Genomic DNA, 23528 nt, shown 5'->3' with positions numbered 1-23528 from the left:
CCCCTTGGTATGGGGCAGGCGGACACCTTGTATTGGATAAGCTCACTTTCGCGCTATGGAGAGCTCGTTGCGGTTTATTCTATTAACGATAATCAAGAAATTTCTGAATCATCGCTTAACAACGCCATCAAATCGGCCAGCACATCTGCATGGTCGTGACTGAACCCGTCACGTCCGGCCACCTTGAGCATCTCGGAGAGTGGCACGGCACCAGGTACGCTGGCCTGATCCTCACCGTTTTCGAGATCAGATGTGCCAGTGACTTCAGTGCTCGGCTCGGCTTCGTTTTCCTGCTGCTCTTCTGCCGGCGGCTGCTCTTCACCGTCGTTGGCGAGGTTGCGGTAATACTCGAGGCTCTCTTCCTCTTCCTGCTCAGGCGTCAGGTAGATGACGAAGGTGGTACTGGCCTCGTTGCCGGACTCGTCGCGACCGATGACCTTGACGTCGACTCGCTCAACGCCGAGAGACAAGGCCAGCGCCCGATTGACACGGAAGTTGAGGGAATCACTGTCGAAAGCGACATAGTCGGGCAACGGCGACCCATCGGTTCTCGTCGCTTCAACCTTGATCTCTTCATTGTTGGTGCTTTCAAATGCGCCCGCCGGCAGCGCAAATTCATACACGGCTTCATTGGCCACGACGTCACGCAGGATGATGGTCAACTGCACCGGCTGAATGCTCGGAATATCCAGCAAGGTGGAATCGCTGAGCGGTTGGAAGAGCTCTCCATCAGACTCCGGAAGGAAGGTTGATTCGCCCTCATCAGATCCAGCATTCGCTCCGCCCGCCGGGGAACCATTACCAGAAGAGCCTTCGACTGGCGTCACCGGCACCACGGGTTCCGGAACAACGTTGTCGCTGAGACCAGCCACCCGGACCGTCAACTCACCGACTGCCGTGCCCCCTTCTCCATCACTGACCACGAAGCTGAAGTCATCCGTCACCTGCTGACCATCGTCGAGGGACTGGACGGCATCACTGTCGTTGTCCAGCACATAGTTCCAGGTGCCATCAGCAGCGATGATCAACTGACCGTAAGTGCCCTGGATCACGGTGTCGCTGTCAGCGACGGCCTGACCATTGACGCTCGCAATGAGCAGTGAATCGCCATCGCCATCAACAGTCACCGGCTCGCCATCAGCATCGACCAGCAGGCTGCCCTCAGCCGTTGTCACTCCGTCCTCGGAGACGTCCGCGCTCTGATCCAAGGCCTGCGGCGCCGGATTCCCTACCTCGAAGGTGAAGGTCGTGGTGACATCCAAGCCATTCTCGTCGGTGCCGGTCAGCGTGACGGTGTAGATGCCGTCGTTGTTATCACCGCCGGTGGAGGCATCCGGTGACAGGGTGCCGCTGATCTCGCCGGTAGTCGGGTCAATCACCAGGCCGTCCGGCAGGTTGTCGACGCTGTAGGTCAGCTCCGCACCTTCGTCGACATCGGTGAAGGCGTCGGCAATGGTGAACGGTGTGATCGCGTCACCATCATTGGCAGTCTGATCGCCCGGCTGCGCCCCATCGACCAGCACCGGCGTGTCATTGGTGCCGTTGATGGTGACGGTGAGCAGCGCCGTGTCGGTGCCGCCCTGGCCATCAGAGATCTCATAGGTGAAGGTCTCGGTGACCACCTCGCCTTCGGCCAGCGCCTGCACTGCCGCGTTGCTGTTATCCAGCGCGTAGGTGTAGCTGCCGTCTTCAGCGATGGTGACGCTGCCGTAGGCGCCGGTGACCGGCGTACCCGCGGCGGTGTCAGTGCCGGCATTGGCGCCAGCACCGATGCCACTGACGATCAGGGCATCCGTGTCGTTACCACCATCGGTGTCGGTATCGGGCTGCGCGTCACTGAGCACATTGCCGGTCGTGGTGCTGGTATCGCTGGTGGCGACGCCCTCGTCCAGCTCGGCAGTGTTGTCGAAGGCTTCCGGTGCCACGTTGGCGACAAAGAAGTTCAACGTGACGTCAGCCGATTGGCCTTGCTCATCCGTGGCTGTCACGGTCACGGTGTAGCGACCGTCCGTCGTGGTGTTGCCTGACTGAGAGGCATCGTCAGCAAGTGTGCCGCTGATGACGCCCGTCACCGGATCAATGACCAGACCACCTGGCAGGTTCTCGGCCGTATAGCTCAGCTGAGCGCCGCTATCGACATCCTGGAAGGCATCCTGAAGGCTGATCGGTGCAATCTCTTCCCCGTCACTTCCCGTCTCCACCTGCGGAGCTCGAAGAGTCGCGATTGGCGCATCATTGGTGCCGTTGATGGTGACGGTGAGCAGCGCCGTGTCGGTGCCACCCTGACCATCGGAGATCTCGTAGGTGAAGGTCTCGGTGATCACCTCGCCTTCGGCCAGCGCCTGCAGCGCCGCGTTGCTGTTATCCAGCGCGTAGGTGTAGCTGCCGTCTTCAGAGATGGTGACGCTGCCGTAGATGCCGGTGACCGGCGTACCCGCGGTGGTGTCAGTCCCAGCGTTGGCACCAGCACCGATGCCACTGACAATCAGCGCATCGTTGTCGTTGCCACCATCGGTGTCGGTATCGGGCTGCGCATCGCTGAGCACGTTGCCGGTTGTGGTGCTGGTATCGCTGGTGGCGACGCCCTCATCCAGCTCGGCTGTATTGTCGAAGGCCTCGGGGGCGACGTTGGCCACGGTCCAGGTGAAGGTCGTGGTGACATCCAAGCCATTCTCGTCAGTACCCGTCAGCGTGACGGTATAGATGCCGTCATTGTTGTCACCGCCGGTAGAGGCATCCGGTGACAACGTGCCGCTGATCTCGCCGGTAGTCGGGTCAATCACCAGGCCGTCCGGCAGATTGTCAGCCGAGAAGCTCAGCTCTGCGCCGTTGTCGACGTCGGTGAAGGCATCAGCGACGCTGAACGGCGTGATGGGGTCACCATCGTTACCGTTTTGGTCAACCGGCTGCGCCCCATCCACCAGCACCGGCGCATCATTGGTGCCGTTGATGGTGACGGTGAGCAGTGCCGTGTCGGTGCCGCCCTGGCCGTCGGAGATCTCGTAGGTGAAGGTCTCGGTGATCACCTCGCCTTCGGCCAGCGCCTGCACCGCCGCGTTGCTGTTATCCAGCGCGTAGGTGTAGCTGCCGTCTTCGGCGATGGTGACGCTGCCGTAGGTGCCAGTGACCGGCGTACCCGCGGCGGTGTCAGTACCGGCATTGGCACCAGCACCGATGCCACTGACGATCAGCACATCGCTGTCGTTGCCGCCATCAGTGTCGGTATCGGGCTGCGCATCGCTGAGCACGTTGCCGGTCGTGGTGCTGGTGTCGCTGGTGGCGACGCCCTCATCCAGCTCGGCAGTGTTGTCGAAGGCTTCCGGCGCGACGTTGGCCACGGTCCAGGTGAAGGTCGTGGTGACATCCAAGCCATTCTCGTCGGTGCCGATCAGCGTAACGGTGTAAATGCCGTCGTTGTTATCACCGCCGGTGGAGGCATCCGGTGACAGGGTGCCGCTGATCTCGCCGGTGGTCGGGTCAATCACCAGGCCGTCCGGCAGATTGTCAGCCGAGAAGCTCAGCTCCGCGCCGTTGTCGACGTCGGTGAAGGCATCAGCGACGCTGAACGGCGTGATGGGGTCACCATCGTTACCGTTTTGATCAACCGGCTGTGCCCCATCGACCAGCACCGGCGCATCGTTGGTGCCGTTGATGGTGATCGAGACGACCTGCTCTGCGGTCGCGCCCTGGCTGTCGGTGACGACCACGGTGTAGTCGAGCACCAGGCTCTCACCCACCGCCAGATGATCGAAGGCTTCACCGGCGACGCTGTTGCTGTCGAAGGTCCAGTTCAGGGTGCCGTCATTGTTGGCGCCATCGATGATCGCGTCGGCATCGACGGAGAGCATGCCCAGCAGCTCGGCATTAGTCAGACCATCGGTGTCACCAGTGGCGTTCACTGCGGTGACGCTCGGAGTGACTTCGTCGGTGGTGTCCAGATCGCTGATGGAGAGCGTGCCGGCGGTGGACAGCGGTGCATCGGTTTCTGTCAGTGACTCGGCGGCGCTGTCGTCGCCTTCGATGGCAATGACCGGCGCATCGTTGGTGCCGTTGATGGTGATCGAGACGACCTGCTCTGCGGTCGCGCCCTGGCTGTCGGTGACGACCACGGTGTAGTCGAGCACCAGGCTCTCACCCACCGCCAGATGATCGAAGGCTTCACCGGCGACACTGTTGCTGTCGAAGGTCCAGTTCAGGGTGCCGTCATTGTTGGCACCATCGATGATCGCGTCGGCATCGACGGAGAGCATGCCCAGCAGCTCGGCATTGCTCAGGCCATCGGTGTCACCAGTGGCGGCCACTGCGGTGACGCTCGGCGTCACTTCGTCGGTGGTGCCCAGATCGCTGACGGAGAGCGTACCGGTGGTGGTCAGCGGTGCGTCGGTTTCCGTGAGAGATTCCGCCGCGCTGTCGTCGCCTTCAATGGCAATGACCGGGGCATCATTGGTGCCGTTGATGGTGATCGAGACGACCTGCTCGGCAGTCGCGCCCTGGCTGTCGGTGACGACCACGGTGTAGTCGAGCACCAGGCTCTCGCCAACGGCGAGGTGGTCAAACGCCTCGCCTTCGACGCTGTTGCTGTCGAAGGTCCAGTTCAAAGTGCCATCGTTCTCGGCGTTGGCGATGATCGCGTCGGCATCGACGGAGAGCATGCCCAGCAGCTCGGCATTGCTCAGGCCATCGGTGTCGCCTGTGGCGTTCACTGCGGTGACGCTCGGCGTGACTTCGTCGGTGGTGTCCAGATCGCTGATGGAGAGCGTGCCGGCGGTGGACAGCGGTGCATCGGTTTCTGTCAGTGACTCGGCGGCGCTGTCGTCGCCTTCGATGGCGATGACCGGCGCGTCGTTGCTGCCGTTGATGGTGATTGAGACGACCTGCTCGGCAGTGGCGCCCTGGCTGTCGGTGACCACCACGGTGTAGTCGAGCACCAGGCTTTCGCCCACTGCGAGGTGATCGAAGGCTTCACCGGCGACGCTTGCGCTGTCGAAGGTCCAGTTCAGGGTGCCGTCGTTGCTGACACCGTCGATGATGGCGTCGGCATCGACGGAGAGCATGCCCAGCAGCTCGGCATTGCTCAGGCCATCGGTGTCGCCTGTGGCGTCCACTGCGGTGACGCTCGGCGTCACTTCGTCGGTGGTGTCCAGATCACTAACGGAGAGCGTGCCGGTGGTAGACAGTGGTGCGTCGGTTTCTGTCAGTGACTCGGCGGCGCTGTCATCACCTTCGATGGCAATGACCGGCACATCATTGGTGCCGTTGATGGTGATTGAGACGACCTGCTCGGCAGTGGCGCCCTGGCTGTCGGTGACGACCACGGTGTAATCCAGCACCAGGCTTTCGCCGACGGCGAGGTGATCGAAGGCTTCACCAGCAACGCTTGAACTGTCGAAGGCCCAGTTCAGGGTGCCGCCGTTGTTGGCACTATCTATTATCGCGTCGGCATCGACGGAGAGCATGCCCAGCAGCTCGGCATTGCTCAGGCCGTCGGTGTCGCCGGTGGCGTTCACTGCGGTGACGCTCGGCGTGACTTCATCGGTGGTATCCAGGTCGCTGACGGAGAGCGTGCCGGTGGTAGACAGCGGTGCGTCGGTTTCTGTCAGTGACTCGGCGGCACTGTCGTCGCCTTCGATGGCAATGACAGGCGCATCATTGGTGCCGTTGATGGTGATCTGGACGACCTGCTCGGCAGTGGCGCCCTGGCTGTCGGTGACGACCACGGTGTAGTCGAGCACCAGGCTCTCACCCACCGCCAGATGATCGAAGGCTTCACCGGCGACACTGTTGCTGTCGAAGGTCCAGTTAAGAGTGCCGTCGTTGTTGGCACTATCGATGATGGCATCGGCATCGACGGTGAGCATGCCCAGCAGCTCGGCGTTGGTCAGGCCATCGGTATCACCAGTCGCAGTCACGGCGGTGACGCTCGGGGTGACTTCGTCGGTGGTGTCCAGATCGCTGATGGAGAGCGTACCGGTGGTCGACAGCGGCGCATCGGTTTCTGTCAGTGACTCGGCCGCGCTGTCGTCGCCTTCGATGGCAATGACAGGCGTGTCATTGGTGCCGTTGATGGTGATCGAGACGACCTGCTCGGCAGTGGCGCCCTGGCTGTCGGTGACGCCCACGGTGTAGTCGAGCACCAGGCTCTCACCCACCGCCAGATGATCGAAGGCTTCACCGGCGACACTGTTGCTGTCGAAGGTCCAGTTAAGAGTGCCGTCGTTGTTGGCACCGTCGATGATGGCATCGGCATCGACGGAGAGCATACCCAGCAGCTCGGCGTTGGTCAGGCCATCGGTATCACCAGTCGCAGTCACGGCCGTGACGCTCGGGGTGACTTCGTCGGTGGTGTCCAGATCGCTGATGGAGAGCGTGCCAGCGGTGGTCAGCGGTGCGTCGGTTTCTGTCAGTGACTCGGCGGCGCTGTCGTCACCTTCGATGGCAATGACCGGCACATCATTGGTGCCGTTGATGGTGATCTGGACGACCTGCTCAGCGGTCACGCCCTGGCTGTCAGTGACGACCACGGTGTAGTCGAGCACCAGGCTCTCGCCCACCGCCAGATGATCGAAGGCTTCACCGGCGACGCTGTTGCTGTCGAAGGTCCAGTTCAGGGTACCGTCGTTGCTGATACCGTCGATGATGGCGTCGGCATCGACGGAGAGCATGCCCAGCAGCTCGGCATTGCTCAGGCCATCGGTGTCGCCTGTGGCGTCCACTGCGGTGACGCTCGGCGTCACTTCGTCGGTGGTGTCCAGATCACTGACGGAGAGCGTGCCGGTGGTAGACAGTGGTGCGTCGGTTTCTGTCAGTGACTCGGCGGCGCTGTCATCACCTTCGATGGCAATGACCGGCACATCATTGGTGCCGTTGATGGTGATTGAGACGACCTGCTCGGCGGTCACGCCCTGGCTGTCGGTGACGACCACGGTGTAATCCAGCACCAGGCTTTCGCCGACGGCGAGGTGATCGAAGGCTTCACCAGCAACGCTTGAACTGTCGAAGGTCCAGTTCAGCGTGCCGTCGTTGCTGACACCATCGATGATCGCATCGGCATCGACGGAGAGCATACCCAGCAGCTCGGCGTTGGTCAGGCCATCGGTATCACCAGTCGCAGTCACGGCCGTGACGCTCGGAGTGACTTCGTCGGTGGTGTCCAGATCGCTGACGGAGAGCGTACCGGCGGTGGTCAGCGGTGCGTCGGTTTCCGTGAGAGATTCCGCCACGCTGTCGTCGCCTTCAATGGCAATGACCGGGACATCATTGGTGCCGTTGATGGTGATCGAGACGACTTGCTCGGCGGTCACGCCCTGGCTGTCAGTGACGACCACGGTGTAATCCAGCACCAGGCTCTCGCCCACCGCCAGATGATCGAAGGCTTCACCGGCGACGCTGTTGCTGTCGAAGGTCCAGTTAAGAGTGCCGTCGTTGTTGGCACCGTCGATGATGGCATCGGCATCGACGGAGAGCATACCCAGCAGCTCGGCGTTGGTCAGGCCATCGGTATCACCAGTCGCAGTCACGGCCGTGACGCTCGGGGTGACTTCGTCGGTGGTGTCCAGATCGCTGATGGAGAGCGTGCCACCGGTAGACAGCGGTGCGTCGGTTTCCGTGAGAGATCCCGCCGCGCTGTCGTCACCTTCGATGGCAATGACAGGCGTGTCATTGGTGCCGTTGATGGTGATCGAGACAACCTGCTCGGCAGTGGCGCCCTGGCTGTCGGTGACGACCACGGTGTAGTCGAGCACCAGGCTCTCACCCACCGCCAGATGATCGAAGGCTTCACCGGCGACACTGTTGCTGTCGAAGGTCCAGTTAAGAGTGCCGTCGTTGTTGGCACTATCGATGATCGCGTCGGCATCGACGGTGAGCATGCCCAGCAGCTCGGCATTGCTCAGGCCATCGGTATCACCAGTGGCGTTCACTGCGGTGACGCTCGGGGTGACTTCGTCGGTGGTGTCCAGATCGCTGATGGAGAGCGTACCGGTGGTCGACAGCGGCGCATCGGTTTCTGTCAGTGACTCGGCCGCGCTGTCGTCGCCTTCGATGGCAATGACCGGCGCATCGTTGGTGCCGTTGATGGTAATCGAGACGACCTGTTCGGCAGTGGCGCCCTGGGTGTCGGTGACGACCACGGTGTAGTCAAGCACCAGGCTCTCACTCACCGCCAGATGATCGAAGGCTTCACCGGCGACACTGTTGCTGTCGAAGGTCCAGTTCAGAGTGCCGTCGTTGCTGACACCGTCGATGATCGCGTCGGCATCGACGGAGAGCATGCCCAGCAGCTCGGCATTGCTCAGGCCGTCGGTGTCGCCAGTCGCAGTCACGGCCGTGACGCTCGGCGTGACTTCGTCGGTGGTATCCAGATCGCTGACGGAGAGCGTACCGGTGGTCGACAGCGGCGCGTCGGTTTCCGTGAGAGATTCCGCCGCGCTGTCGTCGCCTTCGATGGCAATGACCGGCACATCATTGGTGCCGTTGATGGTGATCGAGACGACTTGCTCGGCGGTCACGCCCTGGCTGTCAGTGACGACCACGGTGTAATCCAGCACCAGGCTCTCGCCCACCGCCAGATGATCGAAGGCTTCACCGGCGACGCTGTTGCTGTCGAAGGTCCAGTTCAGGGTACCGTCGTTGCTGATACCGTCGATGATGGCGTCGGCATCGACGGAGAGCATGCCCAGCAGCTCGGCAATGCTCAGGCCATCGGTGTCACCAGTGGCGTTCACTGCGGTGACGCTCGGAGTGACTTCGTCGGTGGTGTCCAGATCGCTGACGGAGAGCGTACCGGTGGTAGACAGCGGTGCGTCGGTTTCCGTGAGAGATTTCGCCGCGCTGTCATCGCCTTCGATGGCAATGACAGGCGCATCGTTGGTGCCGTTGATGGTGATCGAGACGACCTGCTCGGCGGTCGCGCCCTGGCTGTCGGTGACGACCACGGTGTAGTCGAGCACCAGGCTCTCACCCACCGCCAGATGATCGAAGGCTTCACCGGCGACACTGTTGCTATCGAAGGTCCAGTTCAGAGTGCCGTCATTGTTGGCACCATCGATGATCGCGTCAGCATCGACAGAGAGCATACCCAGCAGCTCGGCATTGCTCAGGCCATCGGTGTCGCCGGTGGCGACTACGGCCGTGACGCTCGGTGTCACTTCGTCGGTGGTGTCCAGATCGCTGACGTAGAGCGTGCCGGTGGTGGTCAGCGGTGCGTCAGTTTCTGTCAGTGACTCGGCGGCACTGTCGTCACCTTCGATGGCAATGACCGGCGTGTCATTGGTGCCGTTGATGGTGATCGAGACGACCTGCTCGGCAGTGGCACCCTGGCTGTCGGTGACGACCACGGTGTAGTCGAGCACCAGGCTTTCGCCCACTGCGAGGTGATCGAAGGCTTCACCGGCGACGCTTGCGCTGTCGAAGGTCCAGTTCAGCGTGCCGTCATTGTTGGCACCATCGATGATCGCGTCGGCATCAACGGAGAGCATGCCCAGCAGCTCGGCATTGCTCAGGCCGTCGGTGTCGCCTGTGGCGTCCACTGCGGTGACGCTCGGCGTCACTTCATCGGTGGTGTCGATATCACTGACCGACAAGGTACCGGCGGCACTCAGGGTTGCATCTGTTTCCGTCAGAATCGCAGCCGCGCTGTCATCGCCATCAATGTCGATGACAGGCGCATCATTGGTGCTGTTGATGGTGATGGTGAGCAGTGCCGTATCGACACCACCCTGGCCATCGGAGATCTGATAGGTAAAGGTCTCGTTGAGGCTTTCCCCGACAGCCAGTGCCTGAACGTCAGGATTGGTGTTGTCCAGGGTGTAGGTGTAGCTGCCATCTTCCGCGACGGTGATGCTGCCATAGGTGCCGGTCACGTCAGTATCGACCGCACTTGCCGTACCGGCGTTGGTGCCAGCACCGATACCACTGACGATCAGTGCATCGCTGTCATTGCCGCCATCGGTGTCGGCATTCGGTTGCGCATCATCGAGGACATTGCCTGTGGCAGTGCTGGTATCGCCGGTAGCGACGCCCTCATCCAACTCGGCAGTGTTGTCGAAGGCCTCGGGCGCGACGTTGGCCACGGTCCAGGTGAAGGACGTGGTGACAGTGGCGCCATTCTCGTCGGTCGCGGTCAGGATGACGGTGTAGGTGCCGTCATCGTTGTCACCGCCGATGGAGGCATCCGGCGACAAGGTGCCACTGATTTCACCACTGGTCGGATCAATCTCGATCCCGTCCGGCAGGTTGTCAGCCGAGAAACTTAGCACGGCATCATTGTCGATGTCCGTGAAGGCATCCGCGACGCTGAACGGCGTGATGGGGTCGCCATCATTGTCGGTCTGATCAGCGGGCTGCTCGCCGGCAACCAGTACCGGTGCATCATTGGTGCCGGTGATGGTGATGGTCACCACCTGCTCCGCTGTCGCTCCCTCGCTGTCAGTCACCTGCACGGTGTAATCCAGCACCAGCGTCTCATCCAGTGCCAGATGATCAAACGCTTCCGGCAGGTTCGCGCTGTCAAATGTCCAGTTCAGGGTACCGTCGTTCTCGGTGTTGGCGATGATCGCGTCGGCATCCACACTCAGCATGCTCAGCAGCTCAGCATTGCTCAGGCCGTCGGTGTCGCCATCAGCAGCGACAGCCGTGACGCTCGGAGTGACGTCATCGGTGGTGTCGAGATCACTGACGGACAGGGTGCCGTCGGCGGACAGCGGTGCGTTGGTCTCGGTCAGGTCGGCGCTGTCGCTGTCGTCGCCTTCAACGGCAATGACAGGTACATCGTTGGTGCCGTTGATGTTGATCGAGACGACCTGCTCGGCGGTCGCGCCCTGGCTGTCGGTAACGACCACGGTGTAGTCGAGCACCAGGCTTTCGCCGACGGCGAGATGGTCAAACGCCTCACCGGCGACACTGTTGCTGTCGAAGGTCCAGTTCAGGGTGCCGTCGTTGTTGGCACTATCTATGATCGCGTCGGCATCGACGGAGAGCATGCCCAGCAGCTCGGCATTGCTCAGGCCGTCGGTGTCGCCTGTGGCGGTCACGGAATCAATACTGGGCGTGACGCTATCCGAGGTATCCAGATCGCTGACGGACAACGTGCCAGCAGTGGCAAGCGCGTCGTCAGTCTCGGTCAGCGTTTCGGCCGCGCTGTCATCGCCTTCAATCGCGATGACCGGAGCATCATTGCTGCCATTGATGGTGATGGTGAGCAGTGCGGTATCCGTGCCGCCCTGACCATCGGAGATCTGGTAGGTGAAGGTTTCGCTGAGCACCTCACCCTCTGCCAATGCCTGGACATCTTCATGGGCATTGTTCAGGACATAGGTATAGGTGCCGTCTTCATTGATGGTGACGGCGCCATAATTGCCCTCGACGTCACTGCCGGCGGCGGTGAAGGCGCTCGGGACCGCCCCGAAGGCCAGGCCACTGACGACGAGCGTATCCGAGTCGTTGCCGCCATCACTGTCTGCCTGGTCATTGACACCGGCACCCGCAGCGGCAAGGACATTGCCACTGACGTCACTGCTGTCACCGGCATCAAGTCCTTCCGTCACGAAGGCAGCATCGTTCTCGGCTTGCGGGTCGACGTTGGCCACGCTCCAGGTGAAGGTCGTCGTGAACTCGGCACCGTTTTCATCCGTGGCCGTCAGGGTGACGGTATAGACACCGTCGTCTCCGCCGATGGAGGCATCCGGTGACAGGGTGCCGCTGATCTCGCCGGAGTCGGCATCGATCACCAGGCCCGGGGGCAGATTGTCAGCGGCGAAGCTCAACACTGCCTCGTTGTCGACGTCAGCGAAGGCATCCGCGACGCTGAACGGCGTGATCGCATCGCCGTCATTGTCAGACTGATATTGCGGCTGAGCGCCTGCGACCAACACCGGCGCATCATTGGTGCCGGTAATGGTCAGCGTGATGTCCTGAGTGTCGGTGCCGCCGTTACCATCCGCGACATCGACCTGATACGTCAGGGTCAGCACTTCCCCCTGCTCGAGATGATCAAAGGCTTCGGGAAGCGCGCTGCTGTCGAAGCCCCAATTCAGGGTGCCGTCGTTGGCAGTGCCGTCGTTGGCAGTGCCGTCGATGATGGCGCCACCATCCACGCTGAACATCGCAAGCAGAGCGGCATCCGACAGGCCATTGACGTCCCCGTCGGCGACCACCGCCTCGACCGTGGGCGTCACGCTGTCGGAGGTATCGACATCGGTGACCGTCAGGGTGCCATCCGCGCTCAAGCCGCTATTCGACTCTGAAAGCGCGGCGCTGATGCTGTCACCGGCCGCAATCGTGATGGCCGGCGCATCGTTGGTTCCGTTGATGGTGATGGTCAGCTCGGCGGTATCCGAGCCGCCCTGGCCATCGGAAATCGCGTAGGTGAAGGTCTCGGTGACACTTTCCCCCACTGCCAGTGCCTGAACGTCCGGATTGGTGTTATCGAGGGTGTAGTCGTAATCGCCGGCACTATCGAGTGAGATACTGCCGTAGGTGCCCTCGGCAGTTGTCGCCGCGTCCACCACGGTCTGACCCGCCCCGACACCGCTGACACTCAGGGTATCGGTATCATTTCCTCCGTCCGCATCAACACTGGCATCCAGCGCTGCGTCAGTCAGGACATTGCCGCCTGTCGCACTGGTGCTGGTAGTGTCGAGCCCTTCCGACACACTCGCGATGTTGTCCTGCGCTACCGGTGCCACGTTGTCCACATTCCACACGAAGGTGGTGGTGACGGTCGCGTTCTGATCATCGGTCGCCGTGACCGTCACGGAATGTGCGCCGTCGGTGCCGCCCTGGGAGGCATCGCTGGTCAGCGTTCCGCTGATCACACCGGTATCCGGATCGATGCTCAGGCCGTCCGGCAGGTTCGCTGCGCTATAGGTCAGCACGGCATCGCCATCGACATCCGCGAAGGCGGTGGAGACATCCACCGGCGTCACTTCATCGCCATCCGCATCGTTCTGCTCGACGGGTTGAGCGTTGTCCACTAATACCGGGGCATCATTGGTGCCGTTGATGGTGAGTGTCAGCAGAGCAGTCGCAACGCCACCCTGGCCATCGGAGATCTCGTAGGTGAAGGTCTCGACCAGACTGTCGCCGATATCCAGCGCCTGAACCGCTGCGTTGCTGTTGTCCAGCGTATAGGTGTAGCTGCCGTCCGCTTCGATCACGACGGCGCCATAGGTGCCGGGCACCTCGGTATCAGCTGCAGACCCCGTGGCGACGTTCTCGCCGAACCCGACACCGCTGACGACGATGTCATCGTTGTCGTTGCCGCCATCACTGTCCGTGCCGGCGTCGTTGATCACGTTCCCCTGAGCCTGGCTGACGCTGGTGTCTGCCACGCCTTCATCGAGAGAATCGCTGTTGTCCTCTGCCACCGGCACCACGTTGGCCACGGTCCAGGTGAAGGATGTGGTGATCACCCCACCGTTGCCATCGTCCGCAGTGAGCACGACGGTATGTACCCCATCACCCTCAGTACCGCCCTGAGAGGCATCGCTGCTCAAGGTGCCGCTGATGACACCCGTCTGCGGGTCCAGGTTCAGGCCGTCCGGCAACTGTGCGGCGGTGTAGGTGAGCTCGGCACCGTTATCGACATCCTCGAACAGGTCGGCCACCGAGAACTCGGTAATCGCCTCGCCATCTTCATGGGCCTGGTCACCCTGGGTCGCGACGACGGTCGGGGCATCATTGGTGCCAGTCACGGTGATCGTCAAGGTGCTGCTGGATTCGGCACCGTTATCATCCTGCACCGTGTAGGCGATGGTGGTGGTGGCGCTCTCGCCGACAGCCAGGGTGTCGAAATCGGTCCCCGGCGCGAAGGTGTAGCTGCCATCCTCAGCGATGGTGATGCTGCCGCCCCCGGTCATGTCGACCGCGGCATCCACGCCGGCGGCGGTGCCCGCGACCTGACTGACGACGCTTGTGGAGCCTATGTCGATATCGGTGTCATTGCTGAGCACACCCTCGACGGCGTCCACCACCAGGTTGGCATTTTCGGCCGTGGTGCCGGTATCCGCTTCGGCCACCGGCGCATCGTTCACGCCGGTGAGGGTGATAGTGACCATCGTGGTGGTCACGCCATCGGCGTTGGTGACCGTGAAGGTATCGGTCAGCTCAACGCCCTGGTTGAGCTGCTGCACGGCATCTTGCGCATTGTCTGCGCTATAGGCCCAATTGCCGTCGGCATCGACCGTCAGCTCGCCATACTCCCCGGTGAGGGTAGCGGCGGTGAACTTGTCTTCGCCTGCATCACCGCCGCTACCTGCCGCCAGAGTGCCGGCAGCCACGAGGTCTCCCTCTCCATTGACCGCAGTGTCTTCCGTGACGTCGCCAGTGGCCGGCGTCAGAGTCGGCACATCGTCAACGCCATTGATGATCACGCTGACCGTGGCGGTGGAGACACCGCCCAGGCCATCGCTGACCTGATATGTCAGGGTGGTGACAGCGCTTTCGCCGCCCTTCAGCGCTTCGAAATCGCCGCTGGGATCGAAACTCCAGCTGCCGTCAGCATTCAGGGTGAAATCACCACCCTCACTGCCGGTAACCGGCTGACCGACATTCGCACCACTGCCATTGACCTGACTGACGACAAGCGCGGAGTCAGCGTCCACATCAATGTCATTGACCAGCACATTGGTCGTGTCGGCCGTGGCCAGCGCAGTGTCTTCACCAGTGGTTGAGGCATCATCGGTCGCGACCGGAGCATCGTTGGCGCCATTGATGGTGATCGTCAGCAGCGCTGTATCGGTGCCACCCTGGCCATCGGAAATCTCGTAGGTGAAGGTGTCGGTGAGACTGTCGCCAACATCCAGCGCCTGGATGACGGTATCGGTGTTATCGAGCGTATAGGTGTAGCTACCATCCTCGTCGATGGTCACGCTGCCGTAGTCACCTTCGACCGGCGTACCGGCCGCAACATCCGTGGCCTGATTGGCGCCCACCCCGACACCGCTGACGACGATGGCATCGTTGTCATTGCCACCGTCACTATCGGTACCGGCGTCAGACATGACATTGCCGGCAGTCGTACTGACGGAATCAGTGGCAAGTCCTTCAGAGATATCGTCGCTATTGTCCTGCGCAACGGGGTCCACATTGGCCACGGTCCACGTGAAAGTCGAGGTGACAGGCGCGTTGTTTTCATCCGTCGCCGTCAGCGTGACGGTGTGAACGCCCCCGTTACCGCCCTGGGAGGCATCACTGGTCAGCGTGCCACTGATCACACCGGTATCCGGGTCGATGCTCAGCCCGTCCGGCAGGTCCGTTGCCGAGTAGGTCAGCACCGCACCGTCATCGGCATCCGCGAACAGATCCACCACATCAAAGGGCGTGATGGCCTGACCATCGACGCTGTCTTGAGCAGCCTGGGTCTCCACCACAGTCGGCGCATCATTGGTGCCGGTCACGGTAATCGTCAGCGTATTGCTCGACTCGGCGCCATTGTCATCAATGACCGTATAGGCAACGGTGGTGGTCGCGGTCTCACCCTCGGCGAGATAATCGAAGTCAGTCCCCGGCGCGAAGACATAGCTGCCATCCGCGGCAATGGTGACAGTACCGCCCCCTGCCATGGCGACCGCTGCCCCAACGCCCGTCCCCGCGCCAGCCACCTGGCTAACCGCCTTGGTGGAGCCGGTATCGATATCCGTGTCATTGGCCAGTACGCCATCCGCAGCCGCGACGCTCAGATCGAGGTTTTCCGCAGTCTCGCCGGTATCGGCGACAGCGACCGGCGCATCATTGACACCGGTGAGGGTGATGCTGACGGTGGTCTGGGTGACACCATCAGCATTGGTGACGGTCAGAATATCCGTCAGCGTGGCGCCCTGATTGAGCTGCTGAATGACGTCCTGAGTATTGTCGGCACTGTAGGACCAGTTGCCATCGGCATCGACCACCAGCGCCCCATAGGAGCCCGTGACTGTCTCAGCCGTGAACTTGTCTTCCCCGGTGTCGCCGCCAGTGCCCGCGTCAAGCGTACCGCTGGTGGTCAGGTTGTCGGAGGTGACATTGGTATCTTCGATGACATTACCGGTGTCCGGGATCAGCGTCGGGGTGTCATCGACACCATTGACGGTCACGCTGACGGTGGCGGTCGAGACGCCGCCCTCGCCATCACTGACCTGATAGGTAATGGTGGTAACCGCGCTCTCACCATTGGTGAGGCCGTCGAAATCAGCGCCCGGATCAAAGCTCCAGGTGCCCTCGGAATTGACCGTGAAGGAGCCGCCCTCGCTGCCCGAGACCGCGCTGCCTACCCCGCCAGCATTGCCATTCACCTGGGTGATGGTGAAGTCATCAGTGGGGGTATCCAGATCCGTATCGTTGTCGAACAGATTGGGGGTGTCAGCGGTGGTCAGCGCCACGCCTTCGTCGGTGGCATCGGCATCATCATTCGCGACAGGGCCGTCATTGGTATCCACGACTTGCAGATAGCCGGTCAGGACATTGCTATCCAGCCCGACACCATCGATTTCGGCCAGACCGTCATTGTTGCCGTCATTGACGACTACGGTGTAGGCACGCGTATCGGTGTCCGGGTCATCGCTGGTGTTCTGATAGGTCAGCGAGTCAATCAGTGCCGAGACCTGAGCCGCCGTCGCGCCGGAGCTCAGCGTCACCGTCAGGGTGCCGTCTGCAAGAGAAGCACCGGCGAAGCCCGCCAGAGAGTCATCGACGGCAAATACATCGGCAGCCGTCGCGGCATCGATGGAAACCGTGATGGTGCCACCACCGAAGTTGTCACCGACCAGTGCAGTGTCGACATCGGCAAGCGAGGCCCCGGAAACCAGCGAAACTTCGTTGGTTCCGGTGCCTTCACCGCCAGCCTCGACAGCTGAAATGGGGAAGGCTTGCGCAGCCGTGCCACCGGAGAGTACCGGTGCATCATTGATCGCATTGACCGTCGTGTTGAGGGTATCGGCATCGGCCACGCTTGACCAGATACCGGTCTCGTCAAAGGTGGAGACATCCACGGTGGTTTCAGACGTCACGGCTCCGCTACTGTCATCCGCCACGACGTAGGTCAGGCCAGCCGGATCACCGTGGTAGTTCTCCGCCGGCAGGAAGCGCACTGAGTCAGTCGTCGACAGCACCAACGCATTGCTGTCACTGACATCAGCAGGGACATCGATCCAGGAATCGCCGCCGTCAGTGGAGTACTGCCAGGTCCCTTCGCTGTCATCGGAGGGATTGGAGGTAATGGCGATACCTGCCAACACGTTGGCAGAACTGCCCCCCGAAACAGCCTCTTGGGTCTGGTCGTCAGCAGCGACATCGTTGAAATTAACGCCCACCAGCTCCGCGACGGTCGCGCCAGCCGGATCGGTGTCGTCTTCATTGATGGCCGCGAGAGTCACACTGTCATCAGGTGTCGTCGGGGCATCATTGACGGCAGTGATGCTGGTATTGATGGCAATGGTGCGGCTTGACCAGACGCCAGTCGCCAGATCGCGGTCACCATTGGCAGTTTGATTCAGATCACGAAGATCATCGGCATCGGTACTGGTAACCAGTGCTGCGCTGTCATCACCCAGACGTACGGTCAGAGCACCAGGCTCACCATTGAAGTCGTCGGCAGGAACAAAGCGAATGTCGGCATCAGCAGGCAATATGAGGGCATTATTGTTACGCAGATTGCCTAGGATCTGCTCCCAGGTGCTACCACCGTCAGTGCTGTACTCCCACTCCCCTTGCGCGTCGGTAGACGTATTCCCGACGATGGCAACATAGGTGAGATCAGTCTCGGTGGTGGCAGCGGTATTGCCATTCTCATCGGTCTGATCATCGGTGGTGTCATCGTACTGATCGACCAGCAGCGTATAGAGATCCGTGCCGGCGATATCATCTGCCGCGGTGTCTTCTGCAACGGAGACCACTGTTTCTGCTGTACCGGCGGCAAGCGGACGGTCATTGACCGGGGTGACGGTCAACGCAATGGTTCGCGTCGTGATCTGGTTTCCACCGACACCGGTATTGCCGCCATCGTTGAACTCGATGCTGAGGCTGTCCTGACCATAGAAATGGGTGTCAGGCGAATAGGTTTCAGCATCCAATGCAGATTGCAGTTGAGCGACAGTCCCAGTAAAAGTGATGGTGCTGCTGCCATTGCTGAAGGTGCCGTGATCCACGGTCAATGTCAGCGACAGATTATTGGCTCCGAAATCATCGGCATCATCAAGCGTCACCCCGAGCGCTGACAGCGTGAGACTGCCATCTTCGACCAGCGTGGTAGTCCCTGAAGGCGCGGATATGGCCGGCGCATCATTGGCCGCAGAGATGTTGATATTGACAGCTGCAGTGGCGGTCAGGGCTGTCAGAACATCGAATGTCTGATCACCATTGGCATCATCATCGAATACGATATTCAGCGTGGCTGTATCATCGGCATCGACATTTGTCGCGGTAAACTCGAGTGTTCCCAGAGCAATATTGATCTGCGCCAGGGTGCCTGTCAGCGTGACTTGCGTATCACCATTACTGGCGGTGGCACCCGCCATGCTCAGAGTACCGGCAGCACCACCGCCATCAACACTGACCGTGATGGTCTGTACATCCTGATAGACACTCTGGCCAACATCATTGACATCCGCGACCGATACACCAGTGATGGCAATCGTCTGAGAACCATTGTTATTGATCACGAAGGTCGTGCCGGGCACCGTCAAGACCGGCTGGTCATTGACCGCTGTCACGGTGATGTCTTCCTTCACGACAGTTTCAATGGCGGTATCGGTCCCGTGCAAGTCAGTATCCGTCGCCGTGATGGTCAGCTCGACGGCACCATTGTCATTGGCATCCGGTTGGTACTGGACGTTTGCCAATGCCGTCGCAAGCTCTTCCTGAGTGCCTACCAACTCTATACTTGCAGTACCGTCACCACTGATGTCCGCATCACCGGCATCACTGATCTGCAGCGTGCCATTTGGAACGCTCAGTACGACGGTGATATCGGTATCGAAGCTGTCAGCGTCCGTCACCGTGATGGTGCCGATATCTCGATAGCCACCATCTTCTGTTACGACAAGTTGGCTCGCATCCGGCAGCGTCACGGCTGGGGCATCGTTCTCGGTCGATGCCCACAGCTCTATGCTTGCCGTCGCTGTATTGAAATCTTCCCCAATTGCCTCGCCATCCTGATTGGCATCCCCCCCATTCAAGGTGCCATCAGAGAGGCGATCATCGACGACAGCCTCGAGGCTCCAACGAGCGTCAGGGTCTGCTTCGCCAGTGATAGGATCCAGAACCATCTGGACACTCAGCGTCTCCAAGGATGCCTGAACAGCCGTCAAGGTACCTTCAATTACCAGGGTATTGGCATCAGTGGTGACCGTGGAATCTGTCCCACTCGGCAGAGCCGTCAATACAGCGGTAGTAAATGGAACAACGACTCCATCTTCATCCTGGAGTGAGAGCGATACCTTGATGCTATCCGTCTCACCAGCATCAATACCCGAGCTGGAGTCGAGATCCAGAATATCGACATCACCAATGACAAAGGCATCACCAAGGTCCAATGCTGAAAGTGCTGTGGAAGCCGGGATCAGTCTGTCTTCTGGCTGGGTTGCCGTGATTTCCGGCGAATCATCCAACGGGGTAATATCAATACTGAACGTCGCAACGTCGGTCGTCAGCGGACCATCACTGACAGTAAAGGTGAAAGCATCAGAGTGGATTTCCCCGCCATCATGCTCATAGGACAGTGCCCCACTGTCGATGTCGGCCTGGGTGAAGGAGCTACCGACGCGCAGAACCTTGCCATTCACCGTCAGGGTGCCGTTTTCCGGCAGGCTCGTGATCACGAAGGTCGACTGACGCGTGGTGTTGTCGCTGTCCACGGCCTGCAGCAGGCTATTGTCGATGACTGCCGATTCCCCTTCCCCAAGGGTCAGTACGTTGTTGGCGGAAGTGGACGACTGATCCAGGGCATCAATGACCGTCTGATCCGCAGCATCGGAGGTCAGCGGAATCAGAGGGGCATCATTGAAGGGCGTTACTTCGATAGTGACGTTGCCGACATTGGAGACAACACTGGTATCGTTCCCATTGTCTACCGGAGTAGAAGAATCCGTCGCGAAGGAATCTGACGGCGCTGTCAGATCATCGCGCACGATGAAAGTGAAGCTATCGTTCAGGGAGTCGACACTTTCACCACCGTCGTGAACGTAGCGCAATCCCCCCGTCTGACCATCCGCTTGTGCGGTCAGAATCGCCTGGGAGTACCAGACATCGGTGGAGGCTGCCTCCCAGCTGTCGCCATCCCAGACTTCGAGTGATCCACCGCTCAGCTCGGTGCTGGTGATCTGGAACCAGAGGTCATCACTTTCCCCCTCGCCGTCCAGATTCTCCAGACTGCCGTCCACATCCGACATCACCAGATTGGTGATACGAACGATGCCGTCGGTCGTATCGGTCTGCTCGAGCAGATTGACACTCGAGTTACCTGCGACGGGAGCATCATTGACGGGTGTTGCGTCAATGGTGAAGACAGCGGTAATGGGGTCGAGCGTGTCCGGATCCTTGTCGATGTCCGTCGGCAGAATGGTGAACGTGAAGCTGGACTCATGATCTTCGCTGCCATCGTGCAGGAAGGTGACCAGCCCGTTATCGATGTCTTCCTGGGTGAAGCTGCCGAAGTCGGCAATCGGCTGACCATCCAGGAATAGCGTTCCGTTGGTCGGAATGTTCGTCACGGTGTAGACGATCTGGGTCGCAGGCAGTACGTAGCCGTCCAGCTCGGCGCCATACTTGAGCATATCGTCTGTGATGACCACCGCGGAGGAAGCAGGATCGGACGTGCTTTCACTCACGATAACGCCGGTATTGTTCACTTGCTCGGCGTAGATGGTTTCCTGTTGCTGCTCCCCGGGGCCACCGGCCACATTGTCAATCAGGAAATTCAGCGTACCGACGGTCGGTGAATCCTCGCCGCCCCAGGTCCCTGCGTCTCCTGCCTCTTCAAATGCCTTGAATTCGGAATCCACCAACGTGAAAGTGAAGTCGTCCGCCGTGCCACCAGTGCCATCCACGAGGGTCTGTTGATAGCGGACTTCGCCCGCCGTGACCTGCGCCTGCGAGAAGGTGCCACCCACCGGCAGCTTGACCCATTCAGTCCCATTGAGAATCTGGATCTCACCAAAGCTCGGCAAGGTGTCGATCTTGTAGCTCAGCTGATCATCGGTGCTGTCCGGGTCTATCGCGTTCAGGGCAGATGCATCAATCAGGACCGCCCCATCAGTAGCGTCCAGCACCTCTGTGGTGGGCGTCAGCGTCGGGTCATCGTCATTCTCGAGGATGCTGATCTCGACGGTACGCTCACTGAAAAGCTCATTCCCCGCCCCTTCACCGCCACCGGCGTCGGTCACCTTGATGGTGAAACTGGGCAAGTCATCGACAATCGGCTCGTCCCCATCATGGGCGAAGGACAGATATTGGAGCTTGTCTGCCGTGAAACTGGCAGCCGCATCCGACGTGTCGGAGATGATCTCATCAGTGTCTGCGATACCGTCCTGGTTGAGATCCAGATAGAGGGTGCCACGCTCCGAGAGATTGCCCAGATCCGTGATTTCCACCGTTGCATTGGCCGCCGCATCGGCATGCCCGGACTCTTCATCGGTGTAGCTCAGGCCCAGCGAGGTATTTTCGCCCTCGAACTGCTGCGGGTCGCCCGTGATAGTCGGCGCGGCATTGTCAGGGATCAGCTCGATATTGAGGGTATTGGAGGCCTCACCACCCGCGCCATCCACCACCGTGATGGCGAAGCTGTCATTGTCTCCGACGGCCACATCGCTGCCGCCATGGGTATAGACCAGCTTGCTGAGCTGGTCTGCATCGAAACTCGAGCCAATTGCCACCGGAGATCCATTGAAGGTCAGCGAGCCTCCCGTCGGCAGGCTGTCGATCTCGATGATCAGCTGGTCGGTATCCTGCTCGCCACTGGCAATATCCGGATCACTCAGACCCAGCGCCTCAATGGAGAAGGTGAAACTGCCCGCCTCGATGACCGTCGCTCCGCTGTCCCCGAACACCGGGTCATCGTTGACAGGCGTCAGAGTGGCGACGAAATCGAGGCTGCCTCGGTCGGTATCCACCACCCCGTCTGTGGTTTCGGTGAGGCTCAGGCTCAAGGTGATATCGGCGGTGTAATCGTCCCCCGGGGTGACCACGAGGCCGGCAAGCTCATCGGTGATCTCCTGGGCTGTGCCCGTCAGGGTCGCGCTGCTGCCGCCGCTACTGAACTCCGCTCCGGCATCGGCGGCTGCCTGATCCAGATTCAGTGTCAGCGAGTACTCATCCGTGGCGTTGCCCTCATCATCCACGTTGCCACTGTCCGTGACACTCAGGCTCGAAAGCGAGAATTGCGTATCTTCGGTACCCGACAGCGAAGCACCAGTATTGGTGGCCGACACCGTATCGCCGTTGCTATCGGCGCCCTCGGCAATGGTCACGGCAGCAGCGGCATCCAACAGCAGACGGGGCTCAAGAGCCTGGAGATCGAGTTCGCGCATGGGGAGAGGGCACCATTGTAAATTTAACGAAACCTATGGTTACACAAAGATACGTTACGACCTACACAAGATCAAATTTGACAAAAATTCACGCTTATTCCACCCAGCGCAGATGGGCCGCAGGGAGAGCCAAGAAAATACAGACACTTGCATACTAAAAAACTACTTTATTAATACACGATCGATTAGATAACTACAAAAAAAGAGACTGATTGCATGGCAATCAATCTCTTCGTAAAAGCTATACAGCAACTTGTTAAAACTTAGTCAAATGCTAGATATCGGTTACATCAGTTTCTTGACCCACAGCGCAGCCGCTTCCACCAGCTTCTGGTGCGCATGGCGGAAGGCCTCTTCGCTCTTGCGATAGGGATCAGGGATCTCTTCCCCCTGGCCGCCCGCCAGCCAGCGACCGAACAGCATCGTCTTGCCACTGACCTGCGGTGCCATCTGATTGATGGCGCGGCGATGGCCATCGCTCATGACCAGAATCAGGTCTGCAGCCGTCAGCATCTCGACCGACACCTGGCGCGCACGATGCTCATCTACCTCGAGCCCTGACTCGACGGCGAAGCGTGCTGCCGTGGGCTCGACCGGGTGATCGACCAGTGCGCCCACGCCCGCCGAGTGCACCATCTTGCCAGGCAACGCCTGCTTCAGCAGTGACTCGCCGACCGGACTGCGACAGATATTGCCGGTACACACCACCAGAATATTGTTGAACACGCTGACTTCCTCTTCCTTGTGACGCTTGCACTCATGTTGATGGCCCGGCGCGCGGCAAGCTTGGCCCCGCACGGACGTCATACGCCCATTGTCGCATGCTGGCAGCCTGTTCGGCAGGTTCACATTTGACCGCTTCGCGATCGAGCACTGATGACACCTTTGGCTTTTCAAGGGCCAGAAGCGTGCTCATATGGCAACACTGAGGTGACCCGACGCAATAGCCCCCTGCCCCTTGAAGACCTCAGGCAATATCTCCAAGTCCTGATGTGTAGCCAATGAAGTGACTGACTCAAGGGCCGATCTCGA

At 60.4% G+C, this 23528-nt stretch carries 2 protein-coding genes; both read right to left on the bottom strand.

All coding sequences use genetic code 11. From position 1 onward, the window contains the following. Window positions 1-92: 92 nt before the first annotated feature. Window positions 93-22496, bottom strand: coding sequence for a VCBS domain-containing protein (locus MSG32_RS04000; RefSeq protein WP_248377904.1), 22404 nt, complete (start codon window positions 22494-22496; stop codon window positions 93-95). A gap of 285 nt (window positions 22497-22781) precedes the next feature. After that, complete coding sequence (locus MSG32_RS03995) at window positions 22782-23222, bottom strand: low molecular weight phosphotyrosine protein phosphatase (RefSeq protein WP_248377901.1); 441 nt, start codon at window positions 23220-23222, stop codon at window positions 22782-22784. Between the last annotated feature and the right edge of the window lie 306 nt (window positions 23223-23528).

This window comes from Cobetia sp. 1CM21F (assembly GCF_023161745.1).
GTDB lineage: Bacteria > Pseudomonadota > Gammaproteobacteria > Pseudomonadales > Halomonadaceae > Cobetia > Cobetia amphilecti.
The sequence above is the reverse complement of the archived record's forward strand: the minus strand, read 5'-3'. Positions and strand labels throughout refer to the sequence as shown.